This is a genomic window from Mycobacterium sp. E3251 (assembly GCF_001666835.1).
In the GTDB taxonomy this organism is placed as follows: Bacteria; Actinomycetota; Actinomycetes; order Mycobacteriales; family Mycobacteriaceae; genus Mycobacterium.
On sequence record NZ_LZJF01000164.1, the window covers coordinates 16,385 to 39,843 of the forward strand.

A 23,459-nucleotide genomic window follows, 5' to 3' on the forward strand; every position below is an offset into this window, starting at 1 on the left:
AACCGTATGACCTCGGACAACATCGGAACCCGCCGCTTCCCCGCCGGCGTCGCAATCGTTGCCGGGTTGGCCGGCCTGGTGCTCGGCGCGCTCGCGGCCTTCGCGATCACCGGGTTGGTCTGGACGGTGCGGGTTCAGCTTCCGCCGCCGCCCTACCCGCCGCCGCTGTCGTCCCAGTCGGGCGGCGGGTGCGTCTACTCGTCCCCGCCCCCACCGACGCCCGCGCCGGGCGTCGTCCCCGCGCCCCCGCTGCCGCCGGCACCGCACGCCTGAGGCAAAACGGCAGCGGCTGGCTGACCATGTAAACGTTCGTTTACAATTGTGAACGTGCATTCACCACTACCGGACGACCGCACTGCCAGAGCGCGGATCCGCGACGAAGCGCTGCGACTGATCGCCGACCGTGGCCCCGACGCGGTCTCCCTGCGCGACATCGCGACCGCGGCGGGCGTCTCACCGGCCCTGCTCATCAGGCACTATGGCTCGAAGGACGGGCTGATCGAGGTCGTCGACAGTCACGTCGTCGCGACCTTCGAAGCGGTGCTGACCCGGATGACCGAGCAGACCGCCATGGTTGGGCTCGAGCCCACCGCGGTGCCGAGCCTGCTCGACGGCCTGGCCACCTACCTGCCCCCGGACTCGGCGATCCCGGCGTACCTGAGCCGACTGTTGATCACCGGGGGCCGCGCGGGCTCGGCATTGTTCGACCGGCTCTTCCGGCTCAGCCGCGCCACTCTGGACGCGATGGTTGCGGCCGGAACGGCCAGCCCCGGCGCGGACGCCGAGGTGCGCGCGGCGTTCCTACTCGTCAATGACCTCGCGGTGCTGACGCTGCGCCCCCGCCTGGCCGAAGTCCTCGGCACGGATCCGCTCTCGGATGCGGGAATGCGGCGGTGGGCCGGCGAGGTGTTTGCGATCTATCGCGACGGACTCAGCAGCGGTTGACCGAGAAATGGAGGTAAAGGTGTCCAGCACAACATTTTTCGCTAGCGCCGGCGCGCACCTGCTGCGCTCGCGTCGACTCATGCGCGCACCCGTCTGGCTCTATAAGGCCCGCGCCGGCGCGCTGTTCGGCTCGCGCTTGCTGATGCTCGAGCACATTGGCCGCAAATCGGGCGCGCCGCGCTATGTGGTGCTGGAGGTGGTCGGTCACCCCGCACCGGAGACCTACGTCGTCGCCTCCGGTTTCGGCCGAAAGGCGCAGTGGTTCCGCAACATCGAGGCCAACCCGCGGGTCCGTGTCTACGCCGGCAGCCGCGCGCCCCGGCGCGCCATCGCGCGCATCCTCGACCAACAGGAGGCCGACCGCGCGCTGGCCGCCTACGTCAGCCGTCATCGCAAGGCCTGGGAACAGATGCGGCCGGTCCTGGAGGAAACGCTCGGCGTTCCGATCACCGAGACCGACACCCCGCTGCCGCTGGTCGAGTTGCGCCTCGACTAGTTGCGGTCGGGGCCCTTCGCCGTCATCACGGCGAACGTGGCCAGGAACATTGCCGCGGGGAGGGCGTTGACGACCTTGTCGCGCACCCGGATGTGCGCGCCGAGCGCCAGGACGAAATAGACCGTCAGCATCAACGTCGTCACCCGCGCCAGGACGGGGAACCGGGTGACCGACAGCAAGCCCACGGCGGCCGCCCCCTTCACCGCCGGCAGCACCGGCCGAACGTTCTCCGGCAACCCGACGTCATCGAGAACCTTCCTGATGGGCGCCACCTGGACGCCGCACAAGACGGCGTCCACGGCGTGGAAGGCGCCGAGCGCCACGTAGGTCTTCGGCGAAGTGAAAAGGCTCATCGGGCAATCCTATTGGGCCAGCTGCGGCGGCGTGCCGTCCACCGGTTGGCGGGCGCTCGCTTCGGCCTTGGCCACCGCCTGGGCGATCGCGGGATCGGTTTCGGTGGAGAACCAGTCGGCGATCTCCGCGTCATCCGATTCGGCTGCGTGTTGAGGTGTGTCGTCGACCGGGGAGGGCTCGAACCGGAACACTCCGTCCTGCCCCGGGGTGCCCAGCATTCTGGTGAACCCCTGCAGCGCCGCGTTGAAGTCGCTCGGCACCACCCACACCTTGTTGGCGTCACCGCGCGCCATCTCCGGGAGGGTCTGCAGGTACTGGTAGGCCAGCATCTCCGGGGTGGGCCTGCCGGCCTTGATCGCGGCGAACGTCTTCTCGATGGCCTTGGCCTGCCCCTGTGCCCGCAGGTACGCCGCGGCGCGCTCACCCTGCGCGCGCAGCATGCGGGACTGCCGGTCGGCCTCGGCGGCCAGGATCGCGGCCTGCTTGGCACCCTCGGCGGCCAGGATCTGCGCCTGCTTGGCGCCTTCGGCCTGTGTGATCGCGGCCTGCCGGTTCCCTTCGGCGGTGAGGATCATCGCCCGCTTCTCGCGGTCGGCCTTCATCTGCTTTTCCATCGACGCCTGGATGGACGGCGGCGGGTCGATGCTGCGCAACTCGACCCGGGCGACCCGCAGGCCCCACCGGCCGGTCGCCTCGTCGAGCACGCCGCGCAATTGACCGTTGATCTGATCGCGTGAGGTCAGCGTCTGCTCGAGCGTCATGCCGCCCACCACGTTGCGCAGAGTCGTGGTGGTGAGCTGCTCGACGCCGACGATGTAGTTGCTGATCTCGTAGACGGCCGCCTGCGGGACGGTGACCTGGAAGTAGACCACGGTGTCGATGTTGAGGGTCAGGTTGTCCTCGGTGATCACCGGCTGCGGCGGGAATGACACCACCCGCTCACGCAGGTCCACCCGCGCGCGGACCCGGTCGATGAACGGCACCAACAACGTCAACTGACCACTGACCGTCCGGCTGTATCGACCCAGCCGCTCGATCACCGCGGCCTCCGCCTGCGGTATCAGGGCCACCGACTTGGCGACCACGACAATGGCGAATATCACCAGGACGACCAACAACACCAAACCAGCAACCGCACCTTGCACGGCAGTTCCTTTCTCTACCAGGGTCTCTGGCGACGTCCTCGCACGGCCGTTATGGACCGCTCTTGAAGACCACCGCCGTGGCGCCGTCGATCTGCAAGACGGTCACCGACTCCCCCGGTTCGTAGACATCCCCCTCGTTGAGCGGACGCGCGGTCCACACCTCGCCGTCGAGCTTCACCCGCCCATCGTCGCGGGAGATCCGCTCGAGCACCAGCGCGTTTTTTCCCTGCAGCGCCTCGATGCCCAGTTGCGTCGCGGGCGGGGGTGTCAGTCGTCGCCGCAGCGCGGGCCGGACCAACACCAGCAGCAGGACGGAGACGACGAGGAACACGATCCCGTCCGCCCAGCCGGGCCAGTCCGTCAGCCAGCTTGTGATTGCGGCGGCCAGCGCACCGCCGCCGAGCATCACCAAAAACATATGGCCGGTGAGCGCCTCCGCACCGGCAAGCACCAGCGCGAATATTAGCCAAAGCACCGCGGCGTGCATGCGGCCAGAATACGCGTGATCCGCCTTTGCCGGGCAAAACAACTACACTGCGGAATCGTGTGGTGTCCCAGTGTCTCGCTGTCCTTGTGGGCCAACGCCTGGCTCGCAGGCAAGGCCGCGCCCGACGACGTCTTGGACGCGTTATCGGTATGGGCGCCAAAGCAATCGGTCACCGCGTATGATGCGGTCGCCGCCGGTCACACCGGGCTGCCGTGGCCCGATGTGCACGACGCCGGAACGGTGACGCTGCTGCAGACGCTGCGCGCCGCGGTCGGCCGGTCGGCGCCCACTCCGGACGGCCCGGGCCGGTTGCGCGGGACGATCAACATGCTTTTGCCCGTGCCCGGCGACGTGCGCGGGCTTGCCCCGGGAACACAGTTCGAGCGCGACGCCCTGGCCGCGGGTGAGGCGATCATCATCGCCAACCCACACGATCCCGCCACCGCCGTCGGGCTGGTCCCCGAGTTCTCCTACGACGAAGAGCCGGAGGACTTCCCTGAACTGTGCGCATTGTCCTGGACGGTGTACTCGCTGCCGGGCGCGCCGGTTCTCGACCACTACGAGCTCGGCGACGCGGAATACCAACTGCGGTCGGCCGTGCGGTCGGCCGCCGACGCGCTTGGCGCCATCGGGCTGGGAACGGCCGCGGCCGACATCGACGATCCGCGGGGACTCGTCGAGCAATTGCTGGAATCCACACGGCAGCACCGGGTTCCCGAACACGCGCCGACCCGGGCGCTGCGGGTGCTGGAGAACGCGGCGCACGTCGACGCCATCATCGCGGTCAGCGCCGGACTCAGTCGATCACCCGACTCCCCCGAGCGGTTCACCGCTCCGGTCGTCGCCGGTCCGGAGCCGTTTGGCACCCAATCCTCTTCCGAGGCCCAAATCGCCAGCGACGCGCTGCGGCCGCTGACCGGAGTGGTGCGTTCGGCGCGGATGGCGGCCGTCACCGCGATCTTGCACTCGGCGTGGGGCTGACTAGCCGAATTCGGACGCGACGCAATGCGGCGGACGGCACGGCGCGCCGTCGACGCTGGCCAGACAACCGGGCACCGGGTCGGGGCCGGCCACCCGGGCCGGCTCCCGGCCGGTGCGCAGTTCATCGATGAGATCGGCGGCCAGCCGGGCGAATCGGCGATCGGCATTGGGTGTGGCGGCCCTGGCGAACACCAGCCCCGCCGCGTCGGCTTGGGCGCGCAACTCCTCGTCGAGATCCCAGACCACCTCGATGTGGTCGGCGACGAACCCGATCGGGCAGACGATGACGGCCTCGGTGCCCGCCGCGGCCAGCGCCGTGAGATGGTCCTCGACGCTGGGCTCCAGCCACGGCACCTGCGGTGGGCCCGAACGCGACTGCCAGGCCAGATCGAAATCGGAATAACCCGCCGCGGCCGCGACAAGCCTTGTGGCATAGGCGACTTGACGGCTGTAGAGCCTCGGGCCGAGGCGCTGGTCAGCGGCCACCGGAACCGAATGGGCGGTGAACACCAGGCGTGCGCCATCGGGCACGCTCCGCGCCGCGTCCGCGACGGCACCGGCGAACATCTCGACGAAGAGCGGGTGGTCGAAATATCGCCGCAGCTTGACCAGCTCGGGCGCGCCGGGTCCGGCGGCGCTGCGCGCCCGGGCGATGTCTTCGGTGTACTGCGTGCAGCCGGAGTAGCCGCTCCACGCCGACGTGGTGAACACCGCGGCCCGCCGAACACCGTTGTCGCGCATGGCCGCAACCGCGTCTTCGACGTAGGGATCCCAGTTGCGGTTGCCAAAGTAGATCGGTAGATCCAGTTCCGCCCGGAGCTCGGTGATCAGGGCGCGGTTGATCCCATTGATCGGTGACACCCCACCGAAATGCAGGTAGTGCTCTGCGACCTCGTCCAGGCGTTCGGGCGGCACGTTGCGCCCGCGGGTGACGTTCTCCAGGAACGGCCGCACCTGCTCGGGCCCCTCCGGCCCGCCGAAGGACAGCAGCAGGACGGCATCGAAATCCATTGCAGCCTAGAGTAACTGGGTGCTGGCGCCGCCGTCGGCGAAAATGATGGTGCCGGTGGTGGCCGGCAGCCAGTCCGAGAGCAGGGCGCACACCGTCTTGGCGACCGGCGTGGGGTCTTTCATGTTCCAGCCGATCGGGGCGCGCTGGTCCCAGCCCTCTTCCAGCAGCTGCATCTGGGCGCCGGCCTCCTCACCGAGCGCACCGCCGACGATCGCGCTCATCGCCAGCGTCCGGATGGGGCCCGCCGCAACGAGATTCGAGCGCACCCCGAACTTGCCCGCCTCGCGGGCGACGAACCGGTTGACCGATTCGAGCGCGCTCTTGGCCACCGTCATCCAGTTGTAGGCCGGCATGGCCCGGCTGGGGTCGAAGTCCATGCCGACGATGGACCCGCCGGGGTTCATGATCGGCAACAGCGCCTTGGCCAGCGACGCATACGAATACGCGGAGATGTGGATGCCCTTGGAGACGTCCTCATACGGCGCGTCGAAGAACGGGTTGATGCCCATCCCGGTCTGCGGCATGAAGCCGATCGAGTGCACCACGCCGTCCAGCTTGTTGCCCTCACCGATCTCGGCGGTGACCCGCTCGGCGAGGCTGTTGAGGTGCTCCTCGTTCTGCACGTCGAGTTCGATCAGCGGGGCCTTCTCCGGCAGCCGGTCGGCGATGCGCTGAATCAGGCGCAACCGGTCGAACCCGGTCAGCACCAACTGCGCCCCCGCCTCCTGGGCCGCCTTGGCGATGTGAAACGCGATCGACGAGTCGGTGATGATCCCGGAGACCAGAATCCGTTTGCCGTCGAGCAGTCCTGCCATGTCCGTCCTTAATGTCTTCGTGGTTGAACTCAGTGGCCCATGCCCATGCCGCCGTCGACCGGGATGACCGCGCCGGCGATGTAACCCGCATCCTCGGATGCCAGGAAGCTGACCGCCCCGGCGACGTCCTCGGCGGTGCCGACCCGCTTGGCCGGGATGAATTCCAGTGCGCCCGCCTGGATCCGCTCGTCCAGCGCGCGGGTCATCTCGGTGTCGATGTAGCCGGGGGCGACCACGTTGGCGGTCACCCCGGCCTTGGACAGCTCCCGGGAGATCGAGCGGGCCATGCCGATCAGGCCGGCTTTGGCGGCCGCGTAGTTGGACTGGTTGCCGATGCCCCACATCCCGGACACCGACCCGATGAAGATGATGCGGCCGAACCGCTTGCGTTGCATGCTGCGCGACGCCCGCTGGGCCACGCGGAACGCCCCGGTGAGGTTGGCGTTGATGACCTCCTCGAAGCGATCCTCAGTCATTCGGATGAGGAAGGCGTCTTTGGAGATGCCGGCGTTGGACACCAGCACCTCGACCGGACCCTGGTGCTCCTCGACCTCTTTGAACGCGCGGTCGACCGCGTCGTTGTCGGTGACGTCGCACACCACGCCGAACAGCCCCTCGGGCGCCCCGGATCCGCGATGCGTGACGGCGACCTTGTGGCCGTCGGCCGCCAGCCGCCGCGCGATCGCCAGACCGATTCCCCGGTTTCCGCCCGTCACCAGGACCGAACGGGATACGAATGCGGGTTTGCCGCCGTCGGCGGCACTTTCGGTGGTGTTCTCGGTGGCCGTGTCAGTCACCCCGTCAACCTAGCGCCTGGGCTTCGCGTGGTTGAAATCGCCTCGTCCGCGAGCGCAATGACACTGCGAAATTCTGGGCCGAAAATAGCAGTCTGACTACGCTCGCGCGCCGGGGCCGACGAGCAAACGGAACAACTACGTCGGCAGGCGGCGGTTGATGAGCAGCGCCGCCAGCGCCGCCAACGCCAACACCAACGCACCCAACCGCACCCAGCCCACGCTGGCGTCGCCTTTGATCGTCTCGTAGCCGATCTGCTGCTGCAGCGTCGCGTACACGTTTTTCAGCTCGGCCAAACTACCGGCGCTGTACCAGCTCCCGCCGGAGAGCTCGGCGACCTTCTTCATCGTGGAATCGTCGACGGGCACCGGCTGGCGCTGGTCATTGATCTCGACGAAGCCATACGGGGTGCCGAACGAAATCGTCGAGATGGGCACACCCTGGTCTTTGGCCGTGCGCGCGGCCGTGAACGCGCCCTTCGGGTTGTCCGGGTTGGTCGGCATCGTCTCCTTGCCGTCGGAGAACAACACGATGCGCGCCGGCGGCGGCTTGTCGCCTCCCCCGATCACCGCGCCCACCGTCGCGATGGCCTGCAAAGCGGTGAAGATGCCCTCGCCCGTGGCGGTGCGGTCGGCGAACTGCAGCTTGTCCAGCCCGTTCTTGGTCGCGTCCCGGTTGGTCGTCGGTTGCACCAGCACGGTGGCGGTCCCCGCATACTCGATCAGCCCCAGGTTGATGCCAGGGGTCAGCTCGTCGGCGAACTGCTTGGCCGCCTCCTGTGCGGCCGCCATCCGATTGGGCTGCACGTCGGTGGCTCGCATCGACTGCGACACGTCGATCACCAGCATCACCACCGCGCGGTTGCGCGGAATGCGGACGTCGTGCGTCGGCCCGGCCATCGCGATGGTGAACAACACCAGCGACGCCACCAGCAGCATCGCCGGGACATGCCGCCAGCGCGAAGGCCGTTGGGGCGCAACGCTTTCCAACAGCTCCATGTTGGCGAATCGCAGCATCCGGCGCTGTCGCGCCAGCTGCATGAGGACGTACATCGCGGCGAGCCCAGCGACGACGAGCAGGAACAGAAAGAACCACGAGTGTTCGAAGCCCGACAAGGACATCGGGCCGAGGAGCGGCAATGTCACTGCCGCCCCGCCAATGCACCGCGCCGGCGGGACTCGACGAAGCGGACGATGTCGGCGATCCAATCGCGGTCGGTGCGCAGCGTCAGCACCGGGGCCCCGCAGCTGCGGATGGTGCGGGCCACCTCGGCGCGGTGCGCCGCGGCCGCCTTGGCGAAATCGTCACGCAGCTGCGCGTCGATGGTGAATTCGCGGGTCACGCCGGACTCGGCGTCCTGCAGCACGACGTCGCCGATGTCGGGCAGTTCGACGTCGCGCGGGTCGAGCACCTCGATGGCAAGCACCTCGTGCCGGGCCGCGATCGCCCGCAGCGGGCGCATCCAGTTGATCGGACCGAGGAAGTCGCTGATGATCACCGCCATGCCGCGACGGCGTTCCGGGCGGCGCAACGCGTCGATGGCCATCGCCAGGTCGCCGCGCACCCCGACCGGGGCCCTGGGGGTGGTGGCGATGGTGCGCAGCAGCGTCTGCTCGTGCTGACGCCCGGAGCGCGCCGGAACCCGGACCATCGTCTCGCCGTTGGCGATCAGCGCGCCGAGCCGGTTGCCGCCGCCACTGTTGAGGAACGTGATCGCGGCCGCGGCCGCCACCGCCAGGTCCCGCTTCTCGCACCCGACGGTGCCGAAGTCCAGGCTGGCCGACATGTCGACCACCATCCAGGTCTCCAGCTCGCGGTCTGCGATCATCTGCCGGACGTGGGGGTGCATGGTGCGCGCGGTCACGGCCCAGTCCATCCGCCGTACGTCGTCGCCGGGCTGGTACTCGCGCGACTCCCCCGGCTCGGAACCCGGTCCCGGGATCAGGCCGAGGTGGTCGCCGTGCAGGACACCGTCGAGCTTGCGCTTGACCGTCAGCTCGAGTTGCCGCAGCGCCGCCGCCAGCTTCGGGTCGACGATCTGCCCGCGCTGCATCGACGGCGGGTGTGGCACCGCCGGCTGCTGGGGGTCCGTCACCGACCGCTGGCCGCGCCGGCGGCCTGCATCACCGGGGGCACCGACTGCCCCTGCTGCGGAACGGCATTGACCTGAGGCAGGGCAACCGTCTGCAGGACCCGGTTGATGACGATCTCCGGCGAGATCTCGTCGGCCAGCGCGTCGTAGGTGAGCACCAGGCGGTGCCGCAGCACGTCGGGAATGACGTCCACGACGTCCTGCGGGATCACGTAGTCGCGGCCGCGCACCAGCGCCAGCGACCGGGACGCGGCGATGATGCCCAGCGACGCACGCGGGGACGCACCGAACGAGATCCACGACTTGACGTCGTTCATCCCGAGCTGCTCGGGATGGCGGGTGGCCGTCACGACGCGCACCACGTAGTCGACCAGCGCGTGGTGGACGAAGTTGTTGGCCGCGATCTCCTGCAGGCGCAGCAGGTCGCCGGTGTTCAGGATCTGCTTGGGCTCCGGCGGCCGCACGCCCATCCGGTAGATGATCTCCCGTTCCTCTTCCGGCGACGGGTAGCCGACGTTGATCTTGAACAGGAAGCGGTCGCGCTGGGCCTCGGGCAGCGGGTACACGCCCTCGTGCTCGATCGGGTTCTGCGTTGCCATCACCAGGAACGGGTTGGGCAGGTCGAAGGTCTTGCCGCCGATCGAGACGTGGCGTTCTTGCATGACCTCCAGCAGCGCCGACTGCACCTTGGCCGGCGCGCGGTTGATCTCGTCGGCGAGCAGGAAGTTCACCACCACCGGGCCGAGCTCGGTGTCGAATTCTTCCTTGCCCTGTCGGTAGATGCGGGTACCGATGATGTCGGTGGGCACCAGGTCGGGGGTGAACTGGATGCGGGCGAATGTGCCGCCCACGACCTTGGCGAAGGTCTCGACGGCCAACGTCTTGGCCACGCCGGGGACACCCTCGAGCAACACGTGCCCCTTGGAGAGCAGACCGACCAGCATGCGCTCGACGAGCTGATCCTGACCGACGATGATGCGCTTGACCTCGAAGATGGCGCGCTCCAGGGTGTGGACCTCGGCGGCCAGGCCATTGCCGCCGCCGGACGGCGCGTCATGGGCCGGCGAGCCGGAAGGGCCACCCGGGCCCGAGTAACCGCTGGCGCCCGGAGGCGGCCCACCTGCTGCTGTCATCAATAACCCTCCACAGCTCAATCGGACACGACTGCTTGCACCACGACTGTCGTGGGGCCGCGACGTGCCCGCGTCCAACTATTCCAGGCCCGCCGGATTCCGTCGACGCTGGTGGTTCGCCCCCGGGATCCCGCCGGGCGAACACACCTGGATCAGTACTCGATGATCCTAGTCAGGAACGGCGTCATGCCGGGCTTGCGAACCGGGCTGATGGTCACCTTGCCGGCGAGGCTGGACGCCTCCAGCATCTGGCCGTTGCCCAGATACATGGTGACGTGCTGGCCGCCGTTCGGCCCGTAGAAGATCAGGTCACCGCGCCTGGCCTGGTCCTGCGGGATGTGCCGGCCCGCGTTGTACTGGTCGCCGGAGAACCGCGGGATCAGCACGCCGACCCCGGCGAAGCCGTAGCGCATCAGCCCCGAGCAGTCGAAGCCGTTGATGTTGGCGCCGTCGCCGACGCCCTTGCTGGGACCGTCCAGCGAGCCACCACCCCACGAGTACGGCACGCCCATCTGGGAGCCCATCCGCTTGATCACGTACTCGATGGCCTGCCGGCCGTAGACCCGCGGGATCTTGCCGCCGGGATTGGTGGGGGTGGCCGCGGCCGGAGCCGGATCCCCCAGGATGTTGATTCCGAGGCCGCCCAGGAATTGCCTGCCCAGGTCCATCGTCGTTTGGGTGGCCTGCGCGGTGGCCTGCAGCGACGCATTGGCGACGGCGAGCGGATCACCAGGGGCGCCCGCGCTGATCGTCGCCGGCAGAGTCGGATCCCACGCGCCGCCGGGGTCGGCCGTGGCGGGGGTGGCCCCGGAAATGGCCGAAGACAACATCAGCCCGGTCACCACGGTGGTGATCCAGGCGAAGTTGATCAGACGAATCCGCTTGCGGCGCATGGCTCCCCGTTCAGTTCTCATTCGTTCACCACTCGATGTAGCGGACCACGTAGGGCGTCATACCGCTGGTGCGCACCGGCGCGACGCGGACTTTCAGACCGATGTCCGGAGCCTCGAGCATTTGGCCGTCACCGAGGTAGATCGTCACGTGCTGGCTGCCGCCGGGGCCGTAGAAGATGACGTCGCCGCGGCGCATCTGCGACGACGGGATCTTGCGGCCCAGGTTGTACTGCGAGCCCGAGTAGTGCGGCAGCTTGATGCCCACCCCGGCGAAGGAATAGAGGACCAGGCCCGAACAGTCGAAGCCGGTGATGCCGGCCCCGGAGTCGATGCCCTTGCTCGGCCCGGCCGCGTTGCCGCCGCCCCAGGAGTAGGGCACGCCGATCTGCGACATCCCGCGCCGGATCACGTACTCGGTGGCCTGGCGCCCGTAGACCCGGGGGATCCGCCCGGACGTCCCGCCCGGGGCCGCGTTGGTGATGCCGGTGTCGTCGGGCTTGAGAATGCCGAGCTGCTGCAGGAAGTTGCGGCCCAGCCCGGCGGTGACCTGCGTCGAGGTCGCCGAGATGCCCAGCACCTGGTTGATGACCGCGATCGGGTCACCCGGGACGTTCGCGCTGGGAATCATCGGCAGGGTGGGGTCCCAGGCGCCGTCCCAGCGGCGGGCCCCGGCCTGCGGCGCGGGCGCGCCCGCTGAGCCGGTCTCCCACCGGTCGCCCGACGCCGGCGCAGCGGGTCCGCCGCCCGGGCCGGAAGCCCACTGCCGTTTGGCCGCTTCGAGTTTGGCCTGAGCCTCGTCGCGTTCGGCGGCCAGGCGAGCGATTTGGTCGCGCTGTTCGTCGAACTTGCGCTTGGAGTCGGTCAGCGCAGCCACCGCGGCGTCCTGGCTGCCCTTGGCGTCGGCCGCGGCCTTGTCGGCCTTCTGCTTGGCCAGCCGCGCCGCCGATTCCTTGTTCACCTGTTCGGTCCGCGCCCGCTGCAGCTTGGCCATCACCGTCCGGGAACTCGACGACAGCGTCTGGGCGGCGGCCTCGGTGGCGATGATGTCGTCCGGGCTGCTGGCGGTCAGGTAACCGCTCGACGGGCCATTCATATAGGTGGCCGCCGCGAATGTGTCGAAGCGCTGCTGCGCCGCGGCGATCGCGGCGTTGGCGTCCTTGACCGACTGCTGGCTGGTCTCGAGGTCGTGTTGGGCGGCGGCGGCGTTGTCCCGGGCGGTCTCGACGTCGACCAGGGCCTTGTTGACGCTTTCCTGTTCCGTCTGAATCTCGGCGCTCAGATTTTCCAGGCGTTGGTTGGCCTTCGCGACGTTGGCGATCAACCCGGCCAAGCTGTCCGCGGCGGGGTCACCGTGTGCCAGCCCGGGCGTGCAGAGCAGCAGGGCCACGCTCACGACCGACGGCACGACAGGCCGGGCCAGCCTTGAGGCCGGCCGCGCAGTGGAGCCCCGGCGTATGCGTCTCATTCGACTCAGGTCTCCTACGGCTCAACGCGACGGGCGGCGCCGACCACAGAGTTCGTCAAGGGCGCCAAAGACAACACCAGCATCATTTGCACCGTACGTCACACTATTAGGCGTGCAAACGCTCCACAGAAATCGCACTCTCTACGTGCGTTTAATGTGACCGAACGGTTATCTACCGGGTTTGCCGGGACGATGCCCCAGAGGCCGACCGACGGAGCCGGCCGGGGCGGATACGGGTGGCTAGGCCGTGTTGGTGGGCGTCACTTCCTGCGCCCCCGCCGAATCCTCCGCGGTTGCTGAGCGGCGGCTGCGCACCTGCAGCATTCGGGTCCCGACCGCCGCCGCGAATACGGCGAGCAACAGGAAGATGGTCAGGCCCGTCCAGGGAAACTCCGGGGCGCTCAGCTCGTTGACGAAATGTTGCGCCGAGACCACCGGGTTACCCGTCTTGGCGATGTCCTCGCCGGCCTCGAGCGTGACGCGCGGGAACTGGGTGCTGTAGCTGCCGACGTAGCTGGGGCTCAGCGTCAAGACGGTGGAGTCGTGGTAGTCGGCGCCGACCACGGTGGAGATGTCGCGCAGCGGGGTGTCGTTCGGAGGGTTGTGATCGAGCAGCACGATCTTGAGGTTGATGCCCTTGGCATGGGCCTCGTCGACGATGTGCAGCAGGCCGGGCATGTCCGCCGCCGGCGCGCTGACGCCGGTGGCGGCGACCTGCGCCTTGACCGCGGTCATGTCGACGTCTTGCGGGATGTAGACGGGTAGGACCGGATGCAAGGTCATGATGTCCCTCCTGCCCTTTGACGGCGAAAGCGCTACAGGCACCGTACGCGACTTCGTTTCGGGGGGTTTAAACCGTCGACTTACGCGACAAGACTGGGACTACGGGCGCCCCGCCGTAATGCAGGACAAGCGTACTGTTAAAGTAGCACCGCACCGCCGGCACGGCCCGTCGGCGGAAGAACTTAATCCCGGGAGTTGAAGTGACTAAAGAAGATTCTGTGAACTCATTCGGAGCACGCGACACCCTGAAGGTCGGCGACAAGAGTTATCAGATCTATCGTCTCGACGCCGTTCCCAACACCGAGAAACTCCCCTACAGCCTCAAAGTCCTCGCCGAGAACTTGCTGCGCAACGAGGACGGCAGCAACATCACCAAGGACCACATCGAGGCCATCGCGAACTGGGATCCTAAGGCGGAGCCCAGCATTGAGATCCAGTACACGCCCGCCCGCGTCGTGATGCAGGACTTCACCGGGGTGCCGTGCATCGTCGACTTGGCCACCATGCGCGAGGCCATCGGCGACCTGGGCGGCAAGGCGGAGAAGGTGAACCCGCTGGCGCCGGCCGACCTGGTGATCGACCACTCGGTGATCGCCGACCTGTTCGGCACCGCCGACGCCTTCGAGCGCAACGTCGAAATCGAGTACCAGCGCAACGGGGAGCGCTACCAGTTCTTGCGTTGGGGCCAAGGCGCTTTCCGCGACTTCAAGGTGGTGCCGCCGGGCACCGGCATCGTCCACCAGGTGAACATCGAATACCTGGCCAGCGTGGTGATGGACCGCGACGGCGTGGCCTACCCCGACACCTGCGTGGGCACCGACTCGCACACCACGATGGTCAACGGCCTGGGCGTGCTGGGCTGGGGCGTGGGCGGCATCGAGGCCGAGGCCGCGATGCTCGGTCAGCCGGTGTCGATGCTGATCCCGCGGGTCGTCGGGTTCAAGCTGACCGGTGAGATCCAGGCGGGCGTCACCGCCACCGACGTCGTGCTGACCGTCACCGAGATGCTCCGCAAGCACGGCGTGGTCGGCAAGTTCGTCGAGTTCTACGGCGAGGGCGTGGCCGAGGTGCCACTGGCCAACCGCGCCACCCTGGGCAACATGAGTCCCGAATTCGGCTCCACCGCAGCGATTTTCCCGATCGACGAGGAGACCATCTCCTACCTGCGGTTCACCGGCCGCAACGAAGAGCAACTCGCGCTGGTTGAGGCATACGCCAAAGAGCAGGGCATGTGGCACGACCCCAAGCACGAGCCGGCCTTCTCCGAATACCTCGAACTCAACCTGTCCGACGTGGTGCCCTCGATCGCCGGGCCGAAGCGTCCGCAGGACCGGATCGCGTTGTCGGAGGCCAAGTCCACCTTCCGCGGGCAGATCGGCGACTACGTCGGCGACGACCCCGACAAGAAGGAGTACTCCAAGCTCGACGAGGCGGTCGACGAGTCCTTCCCGGCCAGCGACCCCGGCGCGCTGGAGAACGGTCATGCCGACGACGCCCCGAAGTTCGAATCGGCTGCGGCACATGCCAAGGGCCGGGTGAGCAACCCGGTGCGGGTGCGCTCCGAAGACCGCGGGGAGTTCGAGCTCGACCACGGCGCGGTGGTGATCGCGGCCATCACGTCGTGCACCAACACCTCCAACCCCGAGGTGATGCTGGGTGCGGCGCTGCTGGCCCGCAACGCCGTCGAGAAGGGCCTGACGTCCAAGCCGTGGGTGAAGACGACCATGGCGCCAGGCTCGCAGGTGGTCCACGACTACTACGACAAGGCCGGCCTGTGGCCGTATTTGGAGAAGCTCGGCTTCTACCTCGTCGGCTACGGCTGCACCACGTGCATCGGTAATTCCGGTCCGCTGCCCGAGGAGATTTCCAAGGCGATCAACGACAACGACCTGTCGGTGTCGGCGGTGCTGTCCGGTAACCGCAACTTCGAGGGCCGGATCAACCCCGACGTGAAGATGAACTACCTGGCGTCCCCGCCGCTGGTGGTCGCCTACGCGTTGGCCGGGACCATGGACTTCGACTTCGAAAAGCAGCCGCTGGGCACCGACAAGGACGGCAACGACGTCTTCCTCAAGGACATCTGGCCGTCGCAGAAGGACGTGTCGGACACCATCGCCTCGGCGATCAGCCAGGAGATGTTCACCAAGAACTACGCCGACGTGTTCAAGGGCGACGAGCGCTGGCGCAACCTGCCCACCCCGAGCGGCAATACCTTTGAGTGGAACCAGGATTCGACCTACGTGCGCAAGCCCCCTTACTTCGAGGGGATGTCCGCCGACCCGGAACCGGTGAAAGACATCACCGGCGCCCGGGTGCTGGCGCTGCTCGGCGACTCGGTGACCACCGACCACATCTCCCCCGCCGGTGCCATCAAGCCGGGGACGCCCGCGGCGCAGTACCTCGACGAGCACGGCGTCGATCGCAAGGACTACAACTCCTTCGGCTCCCGGCGCGGCAACCACGAGGTGATGATTCGCGGCACCTTCGCCAACATCCGGCTGCGTAACCAACTGCTCGACGACGTTTCCGGCGGCTACACCCGCGACTTCACCCAGGACGGCGCCCCGCAGGCGTTCATCTATGACGCCGCGCAAAACTATGCGGCGCAGGACATTCCGCTGGTGGTGCTGGGCGGTAAAGAATACGGGTCCGGCTCCTCACGCGACTGGGCGGCCAAGGGCACGCTGCTGTTGGGCGTGCGGGCGGTGATCGCCGAGTCGTTCGAGCGCATCCACCGCTCCAACCTGATCGGCATGGGCGTGATCCCGCTGCAGTTCCCCGAAGGCAAGTCCGCCAAGGAGCTGGGGCTGGACGGCACCGAGGTGTTCGACATCACCGGCATCGAGGCGCTCAACGACGGCAAGACGCCAAAGACGGTGCGCGTCAAGGCCAGCAAGGACTCGGGCGACCCGGTCGAGTTCGACGCGGTGGTGCGCATCGACACGCCGGGAGAAGCCGACTACTACCGCAACGGCGGCATCCTGCAGTACGTGCTGCGCAACATGCTGAAGTCCGGCTAGTCCCCAGTCGTGCCCAAGGTAAGCGAGGGCCATCTGGCGGCGCGCCGCCGCCAGATCCTCGACGGTGCCCGCCGCTGCTTCGCCGAATACGGCTACGACAAGGCCACGGTGCGCCGGCTGGAACAGGCGATCGGGATGTCGCGCGGTGCGATCTTCCACCACTTCCGCGACAAGGACGCGCTGTTCTTCGCGCTGGCGCACGAGGATGCCGAGCGGATGGCCGACGTGGCGTCGCGCGCGGGCCTCATCCAGGTGATGCGCGACATGCTCGCCGCGCCCGACCAGTTCGACTGGCTGGCGACCAGGTTGGAGATCGCGCGCAAGCTGCGCAACGACCCGGAGTTCAGCCGCGGCTGGGCGGAGCGGTCCGCGGAATTGGCGGCGGCGACGACCGATCGGTTGCGCCGGCAGAAGGAGGCGCACCGGGTGCGCGACGACGTTCCCGGGGACGTTTTGCAGTGCTACCTGGAGTTGGTGCTCGACGGCCTGGTGGCCCGGCTGGCGTCAGGCGAAGACCCGCGCCGGTTGTCCGCCGTGCTCGACCTGGTGGAGAATTCGGTGCGCCGCAATGACTCTGGGCCGCAGGTGTAGCGCCACTGCGAACAAGGGGACGTGATTTCGCAGTGACGCTATACCCGCGAGGATCGCGAGGTGTGGTTGGGCCCACCCCGGCCGCGCATCGTGGCACCGGCCTGCAGCAGCATGCTGTGTACCGATCCGTACGACCTGCCGGTGGACGCGGCCAGCCTGCGGATGCTGGCCCCGCCCTCATAGGCGCTGCGCAGCTCGAACAGCAACTGCTCGCGGGTCTGCTTCGACCTTTGCGGTGTCGTTTTCATGGATGCCCTCCGCGCCCGAACACGATCGACAAGCACCCAGAGTAAGAACCCGCCGTCGGCCGCGGGCGGAATTGGCGAAAAGCACCCAGAAGTCAGGCGAGCTCGATCAGGTCCCGGTATTCGTCGGACCAGAAATCCTCGGTGCCGTCGGGCAGCAGCACAACGCGCTGCGGGTCGAGGGCTTCGGCGGCACCGGGGTCGTGCGTCACCAGCACCACCGCACCCTGGTAGCTGCGCAGCGCGTCGAGCACCTGTTCGCGCGAGGCGGGATCGAGGTTGTTCGTCGGCTCGTCGAGCAGCAGGACGTTCGCCGTGGACGCCACCAGGCCCGCGAGCGCGAGCCGGGTTTTCTCACCGCCCGACAGGGTGCCCGCCGGCTGGTCGAGTTGGGGCCCGCTGAACATGAACGCGCCGAGCAGGCCGCGCAGGTCCTGCTCGCCCGTGTCGGGCGCGGCGTGCCGGATGTTCTCCCAGACGCTCGCGTCGTTGTCGAGGGTGTCGTGCTCCTGCGCGAAATAACCCATGCGCAAACCGTGTCCGGGCTCCAGCCCGCCGGTGTCGGGTTTTTCGGTGCCGGCCAGCAGCCGCAGCAGCGTGGTCTTGCCGGCGCCGTTGAGCCCCAGCACCACCACCCGCGACCCGCGGTCGATGGCTAGATCGACACCGCTGAACACCTCCAGCGACCCGTATGACTTGCTCAGCCCCTTGGCGACCAGCGGGGTGCGCCCGCACGGGGCCGGGGTGGGGAACTTGATCCGGGCCACCTTGTCGGCGACCCGCTCCTCGTCGAGCGCGGCCATCATCCGATCGGCGCGGCGCAGCATATTCTGTGCCGCAACGGCTTTGGTGGCCTTGGCGCCCAGCTTGGCGGCTTGCGTGCGCAAGGCGGCGGCCTTGCGTTCGGCGTTGGCGCGTTCGCGACGGCGCCGCTGTTCGTCGGTGGCCCGGGCGTCCAGGTACTTCTGCCAGCCCATGTTGTAGACGTCGACCTCGCCGCGCACGGCGTCCAGGAACCACACCCGGTTCACCACATCGGCGAGCAACTCGACGTTGTGGCTGATGATGACCAGGCCGCCCGTGTGCGACCGCAGGAAATCGCGCAGCCAGCCAACCGAATCCGCGTCCAGGTGGTTGGTCGGCTCGTCGAGCAGCAGGGTCGTTGACGAGCCGGCACCGGTGTCGGACGCGGCGAACAGGATCCGCGCCAACTCCACTCGGCGGCGTTGTCCCCCCGACAGCGTGCGCAGCTTCTGCGTCAGCACCCGGTCCGGCAATCCGAGGCTCGCGCAGATGCGGCTGGCCTCGCTCTCGGCGCCGTAACCACCCAACGCGACGAACCGCTCCTCCAGCTGCCCGTACCGGCGAATGGCGCGGTCCCGGGCATCGTCGTCGGCGACCTCCGCCATCAGCGCCTGCTGCTTTTCCAGGTCGGTGAGCAGAACGTCCAGGCCGCGCGCGGACAACACCCGGTCGCGGGCCAGCACGTCGAGATCGCCCTCTTTGGGATCCTGTGGCAGATAACCGATTTCGCCCGCGCGGGCCACAGTCCCGGCGTACGGTTCGGTCTCCCCCGCCAAGATACGCAGGGTGGTCGTCTTGCCGGCGCCGTTGCGACCGACCAGCCCGATGCGGTCGCCGGGCTGCACGCGCAGGTCAGGCCCGTCGGGTGAGAGCAGGATGCGCGCACCAGCGCGGACCTCGAGGTCCGTGGCCGTGATCACATCTACTCCCTTATGTCCTGGCTACTTGTCGTCGGTGAAAACCGCGGGGCGTCGCTCCGCGCGCGCGGCAACCGCTTCTTCGAAGTTGGCGGTGAGCAGACGGACGAACAGCTGACCCAAGCCTTCGGCTTGCATGTGCCCCTCCAGGCTACCGGCGTCCAGTCCACTCCACAGTGTGCGCTTGGTCAATTCGACCCCCGGCCGCGAGAACGCCGCTATCCGGGCGGCGATGGCGTAGCAGGTGTCCAACAGCTGCTCGTCGGGCACCCGGCACGACACCAGCCCGATCCGCTCGGCCTCCTCGGCGGTCACATCGCGGCCGGTCAACATGATTTCGAACGCCCGCGACGATCCGATGGCCCTGGGCAGCAGGTAACTCAGTCCCAGCTCGCTGGCGGTCAGGCCGTTGTTGATGCCGGCCGCGCGAAAATACGCGCCGGTCGCGGCGACCCGGATGTCGGCGGCCAGCGCCAGGCACAGGCCGCCGCCGATGGCCGGGCCGTTCACGGCGGCGATCACCGGCTGATGCAGGCGCCGCAGCCCCAAGATGACCTCGTCGAGGATCTCCATCGAACGCAGCGCGTAGGTCGGGCGGGTCAGCCCCTCGACGTGGGGCACCGAGCCCGCGGACTTGTGGTCGGCGCCCGAGGAGAAGCCCCGGCCCGCCCCGGTCAGCACGACCACGCGCACCGAATTGTCGTACCTGACCTTCTCCAGGGCCTCTTTGAGCGGCACCATGACGTCGAACGCCATGGAGTTCATCCGCTCGGGCCGATTGAGGGTTATCAGCGCGACGCCGGGCCGCGGGTGCTCTACCAGTACCAGACTCACCCAAGCAACCTAGCGCGTAGGCGGGCGCCAACCTCCCTGCGCCGCGATGTGGGGGCTATTCGCCTTGACCGGCCTGGGCCGCGTCGACGTCGAACGCCTTGATTTGCTGCACCAGGTCTTCGAGAGCGGCCGGCGGCAGCGCCCCGGCCTGGTTGAAGAGCAGCTTGCCCTTCTTGAAGGCCATCAGCGTGGGGATGGAGCGGATCTGGGCGGCCGCGGCCAGCTGCTGCTCGGCCTCGGTGTCGACCTTGGCGTGCACGATGTCGGGGTGCTTCTCCGCGGACGCCTGGAAGGTGGGTCCGAACTGGCGGCACGGCCCGCACCAGGACGCCCAGAAATCGACGAGCACGATGTCGTTGCCCTCGATGGTTTCGTTGAACTTCTCAGCGGTGAGATCCAGTGTTGTCACATTTGCTCTAACGCCGGACCGCGACGTGGTGTTCCCGGGCTACCGCAGGGCCGGGGTTCGTCCCGACGACATCGACGCGTTACCGGCCCGCGGCCCACCGTAGGTTACGGTTGCGTACGTTTTCCCACGTCGGACACACTGATGCGGACGATTCGCCGCCTCAGGAACCAGTGAGGAAATCGCGTTGGGCCATTACATCGCTAACGTCCGTGATCTCGAGTTCAACCTGTTCGAAGTGCTCGACGTGGGCGCTGTGCTGGGCTCCGGAAGCTATAGCGACCTCGACGTGGAAACGGCGCGAACGATCCTGGCCGAAGCCGCCCGCCTGGCGGAGGGCCCGGTGGCCGAATCCTTCGCGTTCGCCGACCGCAACCCGCCGGTCTTCGACCCCGCCGAGCACACGATCAGCGTGCCGGACGAGTTGGTGAAGACCGTGCAGGTGATCAAGGAGGCCGGCTGGTGGCGGCTGATGCTCGACGAAGAGATCGGCGGCATGGCCGCACCCCCACCGCTGGCGTGGGCGGTCAACGAAATGATCATCTGCGCGAACCCTTCCGCTAACTTCTTCTGCCTCGGCCCGTTGATGGCCCAGGCGCTTTACGTCGAGGGCAACGAGGAACAGCGGCGCTGGGCGGCGGAGGGCGTGGAGCGCGGCTGGGCGGCCACCATGGTGCTCACCGAGCCCGACGCGGGCTCCGACGTCGGCGCCGGTCGGGCGAAGGCCATCGCACAGCCCGACGGCACCTGGCACATCGAGGGCGTCAAGCGGTTCATCTCTGGCGGCGACGTGGGCGACACCGCCGAAAACATCTTTCACCTGGTACTGGCCCGGCCGGAGGGCGCCGGCCCGGGCACCAAGGGGCTCAGCCTGTTCTACGTCCCGCAATTCCTGTTCGACCCGGAAACGTTCGAGATCGGCGCGCGCAACGGGGTCTTCGCCACCGGGCTGGAACACAAGATGGGGATCAAGTCCTCCCCGACATGCGAATTGACCTTCGGCGCAACGGATTTGCCCGCTGTCGGTTACCTGGTCGGCGACGTGCACAACGGGATCGCGCAGATGTTCACCGTGATCGAGCACGCGCGCATGACGATTGGAGTGAAGGCCGCCGGCACCCTGTCCACGGGCTACCTCAACGCGCTGGCGTTCGCCAAGGAGCGGGTGCAGGGCGCGGATCTGACGCAGATGTCCGACAAGACCGCGCCGCGAGTCACCATCATCCATCACCCCGACGTGCGCCGCAGCCTGATGACGCAGAAGGCCTACGCCGAGGGTCTGCGGGCGCTGTACCTGTATGCCGCCGCGCATCAGGATGATGCTGTCGCGCAGCATGTTTCGGGAGCGGACCACCAGATGGCGCACCGCGTCGACGACTTACTGCTGCCGATCGTGAAGGGCGTGAGCTCCGAACGGGCCTACGAAGTGCTGACCGAGTCACTGCAGACGCTGGGCGGTTCGGGCTTCCTGCAGGACTATCCCCTCGAGCAATACATCCGCGACTCCAAGATCGATTCGCTCTACGAGGGCACCACCGCAATCCAGGCGCTGGACTTCTTCTTCCGCAAGATCGTTCGCGACCGCGGCGAGGCCCTGCAGTTCGTGACGGCTCAGATCACCGAGACCATCGATGGCTGCGACGAGGCCCTCGAGCCGCAGGCCCAACTGCTGCAGACCGCGCTCGACGAGGTGATGGCGATGACGGGCGCGTTGACCGGATACCTGATGTCCGCCGCCCAACATCCGGGCGAGATCTACAAAGTGGGCCTCGGATCGGTGCGCTACCTGCTCGCGGTGGGCGATCTGCTCATCGGCTGGCGATTGCTGGTGCAGGCGGGTGTCGCGCACGCGGCGTTGGCCGACGCGGCGCCGACCGACGCCGCCTTCTATCGCGGCAAGGTGGCGACCGCGGCGTTCTTCGCCAAGAACATGCTTCCGAAGCTCACGTCCCTGCGCAAAGTCATCGAGTCCATCGACGGCGAGATCATGCGCGTTCCGGAACAGGCGTTCTGACCGCCCCGGATTACACACAGGTTAGCCACAGCTTCGACGGGTAATACCCATTCCGTTGCGTCCAACCACGATTGGAGAACGTTGATGTCTGCCAGCTGTCCAACCTCCCGGCGTACCCGGTTCGCCGTCCTCGCGGTCACCGGGGTCGCCGCGTTGTCCGTCGCCGCGTGCAGCTCGTCCAATAAAGCGGGCCCGAGCACGTCGACCTCGACGTCCACCTCGGTGGTGACCTCGACGACCACGTCGCCCGCCCCGGCCAGCGGCGAATCCCGGCTCAGCGGCCTGATCGCGTCGGTCGCGGGCAACTCCATCCAGGTCACCAAGGAAGACCATTCCACCGCCGCCGTCAACTTCACCTCGACCACCAAGATCACCGAGACGACGCCCGCCGCGCTGACCGACGTCACCTCCGGCAGCTGCGTCACCGTGCGGCCGACCCAGCCGGCCCAGGGCGGGCAGCCCGTCACCGCGGCGTCCGTGAAGGTCAGCCCCTCGGTCAACGGCGCCTGCCCGGCCAAGCCGGCGGGGCAGAGTTCGGGACCGAGCTCGACCACCCCGCCGCCCCCAGGCTCACCCGCGCCGGCCCCGAAGCCGGCCCCGGTCCGCGGCTCGGTGGCGTCGGTGTCGGGTAACACCATCAACGTCACCGGCACCGACCCCAGCGGCAACACCACGCAAACCGCGGTGACGGTCGACGACAAGACCAAGTACAGCAAGCAGGCCACCGCGACCACCGACGCGATTGCGCAGGGTAAGTGCCTGTGGGCGCGCGGAACGATGGACAACGGCACGCTGCAGGCGACCAGCATCAACGTGCGGCAGGCCAATGACGGCAAGTGCGGCAAACCCAAGCAGCCCGGCCAGGGAGGCTGAGCGCGGCTGAGGCCGGCTGAGATTACCGTCACTCCAGGCGAGCGCGGCCGTGATAACCGCGCTCGCCTGGGTATTCGGTGGCGACGGCTTACCGCGCGATCGGAGATGTGACGATGTCCGCCACCTGGGTCAAACCCCGGCTCGCCCGGCTCGCGCTCGTCGCCGTCGTCGCCGTGATCCTGCTGTTGGTCGCCATGTGCCGTTCGAGCGACACGAAATCCAGCAGCCCCGCGGCGCCCTCGGTGCCGGCGGCCGCCGCACGCAGCGCGCCGCCGAGCGCGGCCCCGCCACGGTAGGCCAGCGCCATCGTGACGAACCCGAGCGCCAGCAGCGACGGCAATTTCACCTGCGACGACAAG

General features: G+C 68.0%; 24 protein-coding genes and 1 pseudogene. 8 read left to right on the forward strand and 17 right to left on the reverse strand.

Annotation, left to right across the window (positions count from 1 at the left end):
* The first annotated feature begins 6 nt into the window (after positions 1-6).
* The 3 genes from A5697_RS20720 to A5697_RS20730 all read left to right on the forward strand — a co-directional run bounded on the left by A5697_RS20720 (position 7) and on the right by A5697_RS20730 (position 1,441).
* On the forward strand, positions 7-273 hold the full coding sequence (locus tag A5697_RS20720) for a hypothetical protein (protein ID WP_067944552.1): 267 nt from the start codon (positions 7-9) through the stop codon (positions 271-273).
* A 54-nt stretch (positions 274-327) separates the two neighbouring features.
* The gene (locus tag A5697_RS20725; RefSeq protein WP_068011883.1) at positions 328-945 is read left to right on the forward strand and encodes a TetR/AcrR family transcriptional regulator; all 618 of its coding nucleotides are present in this window, start codon (positions 328-330) and stop codon (positions 943-945) included.
* A gap of 79 nt (positions 946-1,024) precedes the next feature.
* Positions 1,025-1,441 carry a nitroreductase family deazaflavin-dependent oxidoreductase gene (locus A5697_RS20730; protein WP_369806137.1) on the forward strand — a complete coding sequence of 139 codons (417 nt, stop codon included), beginning with the start codon at positions 1,025-1,027 and terminating at the stop codon, positions 1,439-1,441.
* Here A5697_RS20730 and A5697_RS20735 read toward each other — a convergent pair.
* Genes A5697_RS20735 through A5697_RS20745 form a run of 3 tightly spaced genes read right to left on the reverse strand, consistent with a single transcriptional unit; the run spans position 1,438 to position 3,427 of the window.
* On the reverse strand, positions 1,438-1,794 hold the full coding sequence (locus tag A5697_RS20735; RefSeq protein ID WP_067944555.1) for a DoxX family protein: 357 nt from the start codon (positions 1,792-1,794) through the stop codon (positions 1,438-1,440). The two genes, A5697_RS20730 and A5697_RS20735, sit on opposite strands and share 4 nt — an antisense overlap.
* A 9-nt stretch (positions 1,795-1,803) precedes the next feature.
* The gene (locus A5697_RS20740) at positions 1,804-2,940 is read right to left on the reverse strand and encodes an SPFH domain-containing protein (protein ID WP_067944556.1); all 1,137 of its coding nucleotides are present in this window, start codon (positions 2,938-2,940) and stop codon (positions 1,804-1,806) included.
* 49 nt (positions 2,941-2,989) lie between these two features.
* Positions 2,990-3,427 carry an NfeD family protein gene (locus A5697_RS20745; RefSeq protein WP_067944557.1) on the reverse strand — a complete coding sequence of 146 codons (438 nt, stop codon included), beginning with the start codon at positions 3,425-3,427 and terminating at the stop codon, positions 2,990-2,992.
* Positions 3,428-3,484: 57 nt separating this feature from the next.
* Between A5697_RS20745 and A5697_RS20750 the strand changes: the two genes are divergently transcribed.
* Positions 3,485-4,408: a hypothetical protein gene (locus A5697_RS20750; protein WP_067944558.1), complete on the forward strand. Its 924-nt coding sequence runs from the start codon at positions 3,485-3,487 to the stop codon at positions 4,406-4,408.
* On the opposite strand, the gene A5697_RS20755 is transcribed toward A5697_RS20750, so the two are convergent.
* From A5697_RS20755 to A5697_RS20795, 9 genes are all read right to left on the reverse strand, one after another.
* Positions 4,409-5,419: a ferrochelatase gene (locus A5697_RS20755; protein ID WP_067944559.1), complete on the reverse strand. Its 1,011-nt coding sequence runs from the start codon at positions 5,417-5,419 to the stop codon at positions 4,409-4,411.
* A gap of 6 nt (positions 5,420-5,425) precedes the next feature.
* The gene (inhA, locus tag A5697_RS20760; protein ID WP_066958259.1) at positions 5,426-6,235 is read right to left on the reverse strand and encodes an NADH-dependent enoyl-ACP reductase InhA; all 810 of its coding nucleotides are present in this window, start codon (positions 6,233-6,235) and stop codon (positions 5,426-5,428) included.
* Between the two features lie 29 nt (positions 6,236-6,264).
* Entirely contained in the window at positions 6,265-7,032 is a 768-nt protein-coding gene (fabG1, locus tag A5697_RS20765) for a 3-oxoacyl-ACP reductase FabG1 (protein ID WP_068011873.1), read from the reverse strand.
* Positions 7,033-7,167: 135 nt separating this feature from the next.
* Positions 7,168-8,175, reverse strand: coding sequence for a VWA domain-containing protein (locus A5697_RS20770; RefSeq protein WP_067944561.1), 1,008 nt, complete (start codon positions 8,173-8,175; stop codon positions 7,168-7,170).
* Entirely contained in the window at positions 8,172-9,083 is a 912-nt protein-coding gene (locus tag A5697_RS20775; RefSeq protein WP_067741820.1) for a DUF58 domain-containing protein, read from the reverse strand. The genes A5697_RS20770 and A5697_RS20775 overlap by 4 nt, the downstream gene beginning before the upstream one ends.
* Positions 9,084-9,121: 38 nt before the next feature.
* Positions 9,122-10,255 carry a MoxR family ATPase gene (locus A5697_RS20780; protein WP_067944562.1) on the reverse strand — a complete coding sequence of 378 codons (1,134 nt, stop codon included), beginning with the start codon at positions 10,253-10,255 and terminating at the stop codon, positions 9,122-9,124.
* A 152-nt stretch (positions 10,256-10,407) separates the two neighbouring features.
* Entirely contained in the window at positions 10,408-11,148 is a 741-nt protein-coding gene (ripB, locus tag A5697_RS20785; RefSeq protein ID WP_067944563.1) for an NlpC/P60 family peptidoglycan endopeptidase RipB, read from the reverse strand.
* 25 nt (positions 11,149-11,173) lie between these two features.
* Positions 11,174-12,613: an NlpC/P60 family peptidoglycan endopeptidase RipA gene (gene ripA, locus A5697_RS20790; RefSeq protein ID WP_068011874.1), complete on the reverse strand. Its 1,440-nt coding sequence runs from the start codon at positions 12,611-12,613 to the stop codon at positions 11,174-11,176.
* Positions 12,614-12,853: 240 nt separating this feature from the next.
* Positions 12,854-13,396 (reverse strand): DUF6676 family protein, encoded by a 543-nt coding sequence (locus A5697_RS20795; RefSeq protein ID WP_068011875.1) that lies wholly within the window; start codon positions 13,394-13,396, stop codon positions 12,854-12,856.
* Between the two features lie 200 nt (positions 13,397-13,596).
* Here A5697_RS20795 and A5697_RS20800 point away from each other — a divergent pair, with 200 nt between their 5' ends.
* Positions 13,597-16,416: an aconitate hydratase gene (locus tag A5697_RS20800; RefSeq protein ID WP_197501075.1), complete on the forward strand. Its 2,820-nt coding sequence runs from the start codon at positions 13,597-13,599 to the stop codon at positions 16,414-16,416.
* A 9-nt stretch (positions 16,417-16,425) separates the two neighbouring features.
* A complete protein-coding gene (locus A5697_RS20805; protein WP_068011876.1) occupies positions 16,426-17,007 on the forward strand; it encodes a TetR/AcrR family transcriptional regulator in 582 nt (193 codons plus the stop codon).
* Between the two features lie 38 nt (positions 17,008-17,045).
* Here A5697_RS20805 and A5697_RS20810 read toward each other — a convergent pair whose 3' ends face one another.
* The 4 genes from A5697_RS20810 to trxA form a co-directional block, all read right to left on the reverse strand.
* A complete protein-coding gene (locus tag A5697_RS20810; RefSeq protein ID WP_068011877.1) occupies positions 17,046-17,255 on the reverse strand; it encodes a helix-turn-helix domain-containing protein in 210 nt (69 codons plus the stop codon).
* 92 nt (positions 17,256-17,347) lie between these two features.
* Positions 17,348-18,976, reverse strand: a complete 1,629-nt coding sequence (locus tag A5697_RS20815; protein ID WP_068011878.1) for an ABC-F family ATP-binding cassette domain-containing protein — start codon at positions 18,974-18,976, stop codon at positions 17,348-17,350.
* A gap of 21 nt (positions 18,977-18,997) precedes the next feature.
* Positions 18,998-19,807, reverse strand: coding sequence for an enoyl-CoA hydratase (locus tag A5697_RS20820; protein WP_068011879.1), 810 nt, complete (start codon positions 19,805-19,807; stop codon positions 18,998-19,000).
* 55 nt (positions 19,808-19,862) lie between these two features.
* Positions 19,863-20,216 carry a thioredoxin gene (gene trxA / locus A5697_RS20825; RefSeq protein WP_067275529.1) on the reverse strand — a complete coding sequence of 118 codons (354 nt, stop codon included), beginning with the start codon at positions 20,214-20,216 and terminating at the stop codon, positions 19,863-19,865.
* Between the two features lie 184 nt (positions 20,217-20,400).
* On the opposite strand from trxA, the gene A5697_RS20830 reads away from it, so the two are divergent.
* Positions 20,401-22,227, forward strand: coding sequence for an acyl-CoA dehydrogenase (locus tag A5697_RS20830; protein ID WP_068011880.1), 1,827 nt, complete (start codon positions 20,401-20,403; stop codon positions 22,225-22,227).
* Positions 22,228-22,311: 84 nt separating this feature from the next.
* A complete protein-coding gene (locus tag A5697_RS20835; RefSeq protein WP_068011881.1) occupies positions 22,312-23,100 on the forward strand; it encodes a DUF5666 domain-containing protein in 789 nt (262 codons plus the stop codon).
* Positions 23,101-23,326: 226 nt separating this feature from the next.
* Here A5697_RS20835 and A5697_RS28810 read toward each other — a convergent pair.
* A pseudogene (locus A5697_RS28810) lies at positions 23,327-23,459 on the reverse strand (hypothetical protein); the annotation flags it as partial.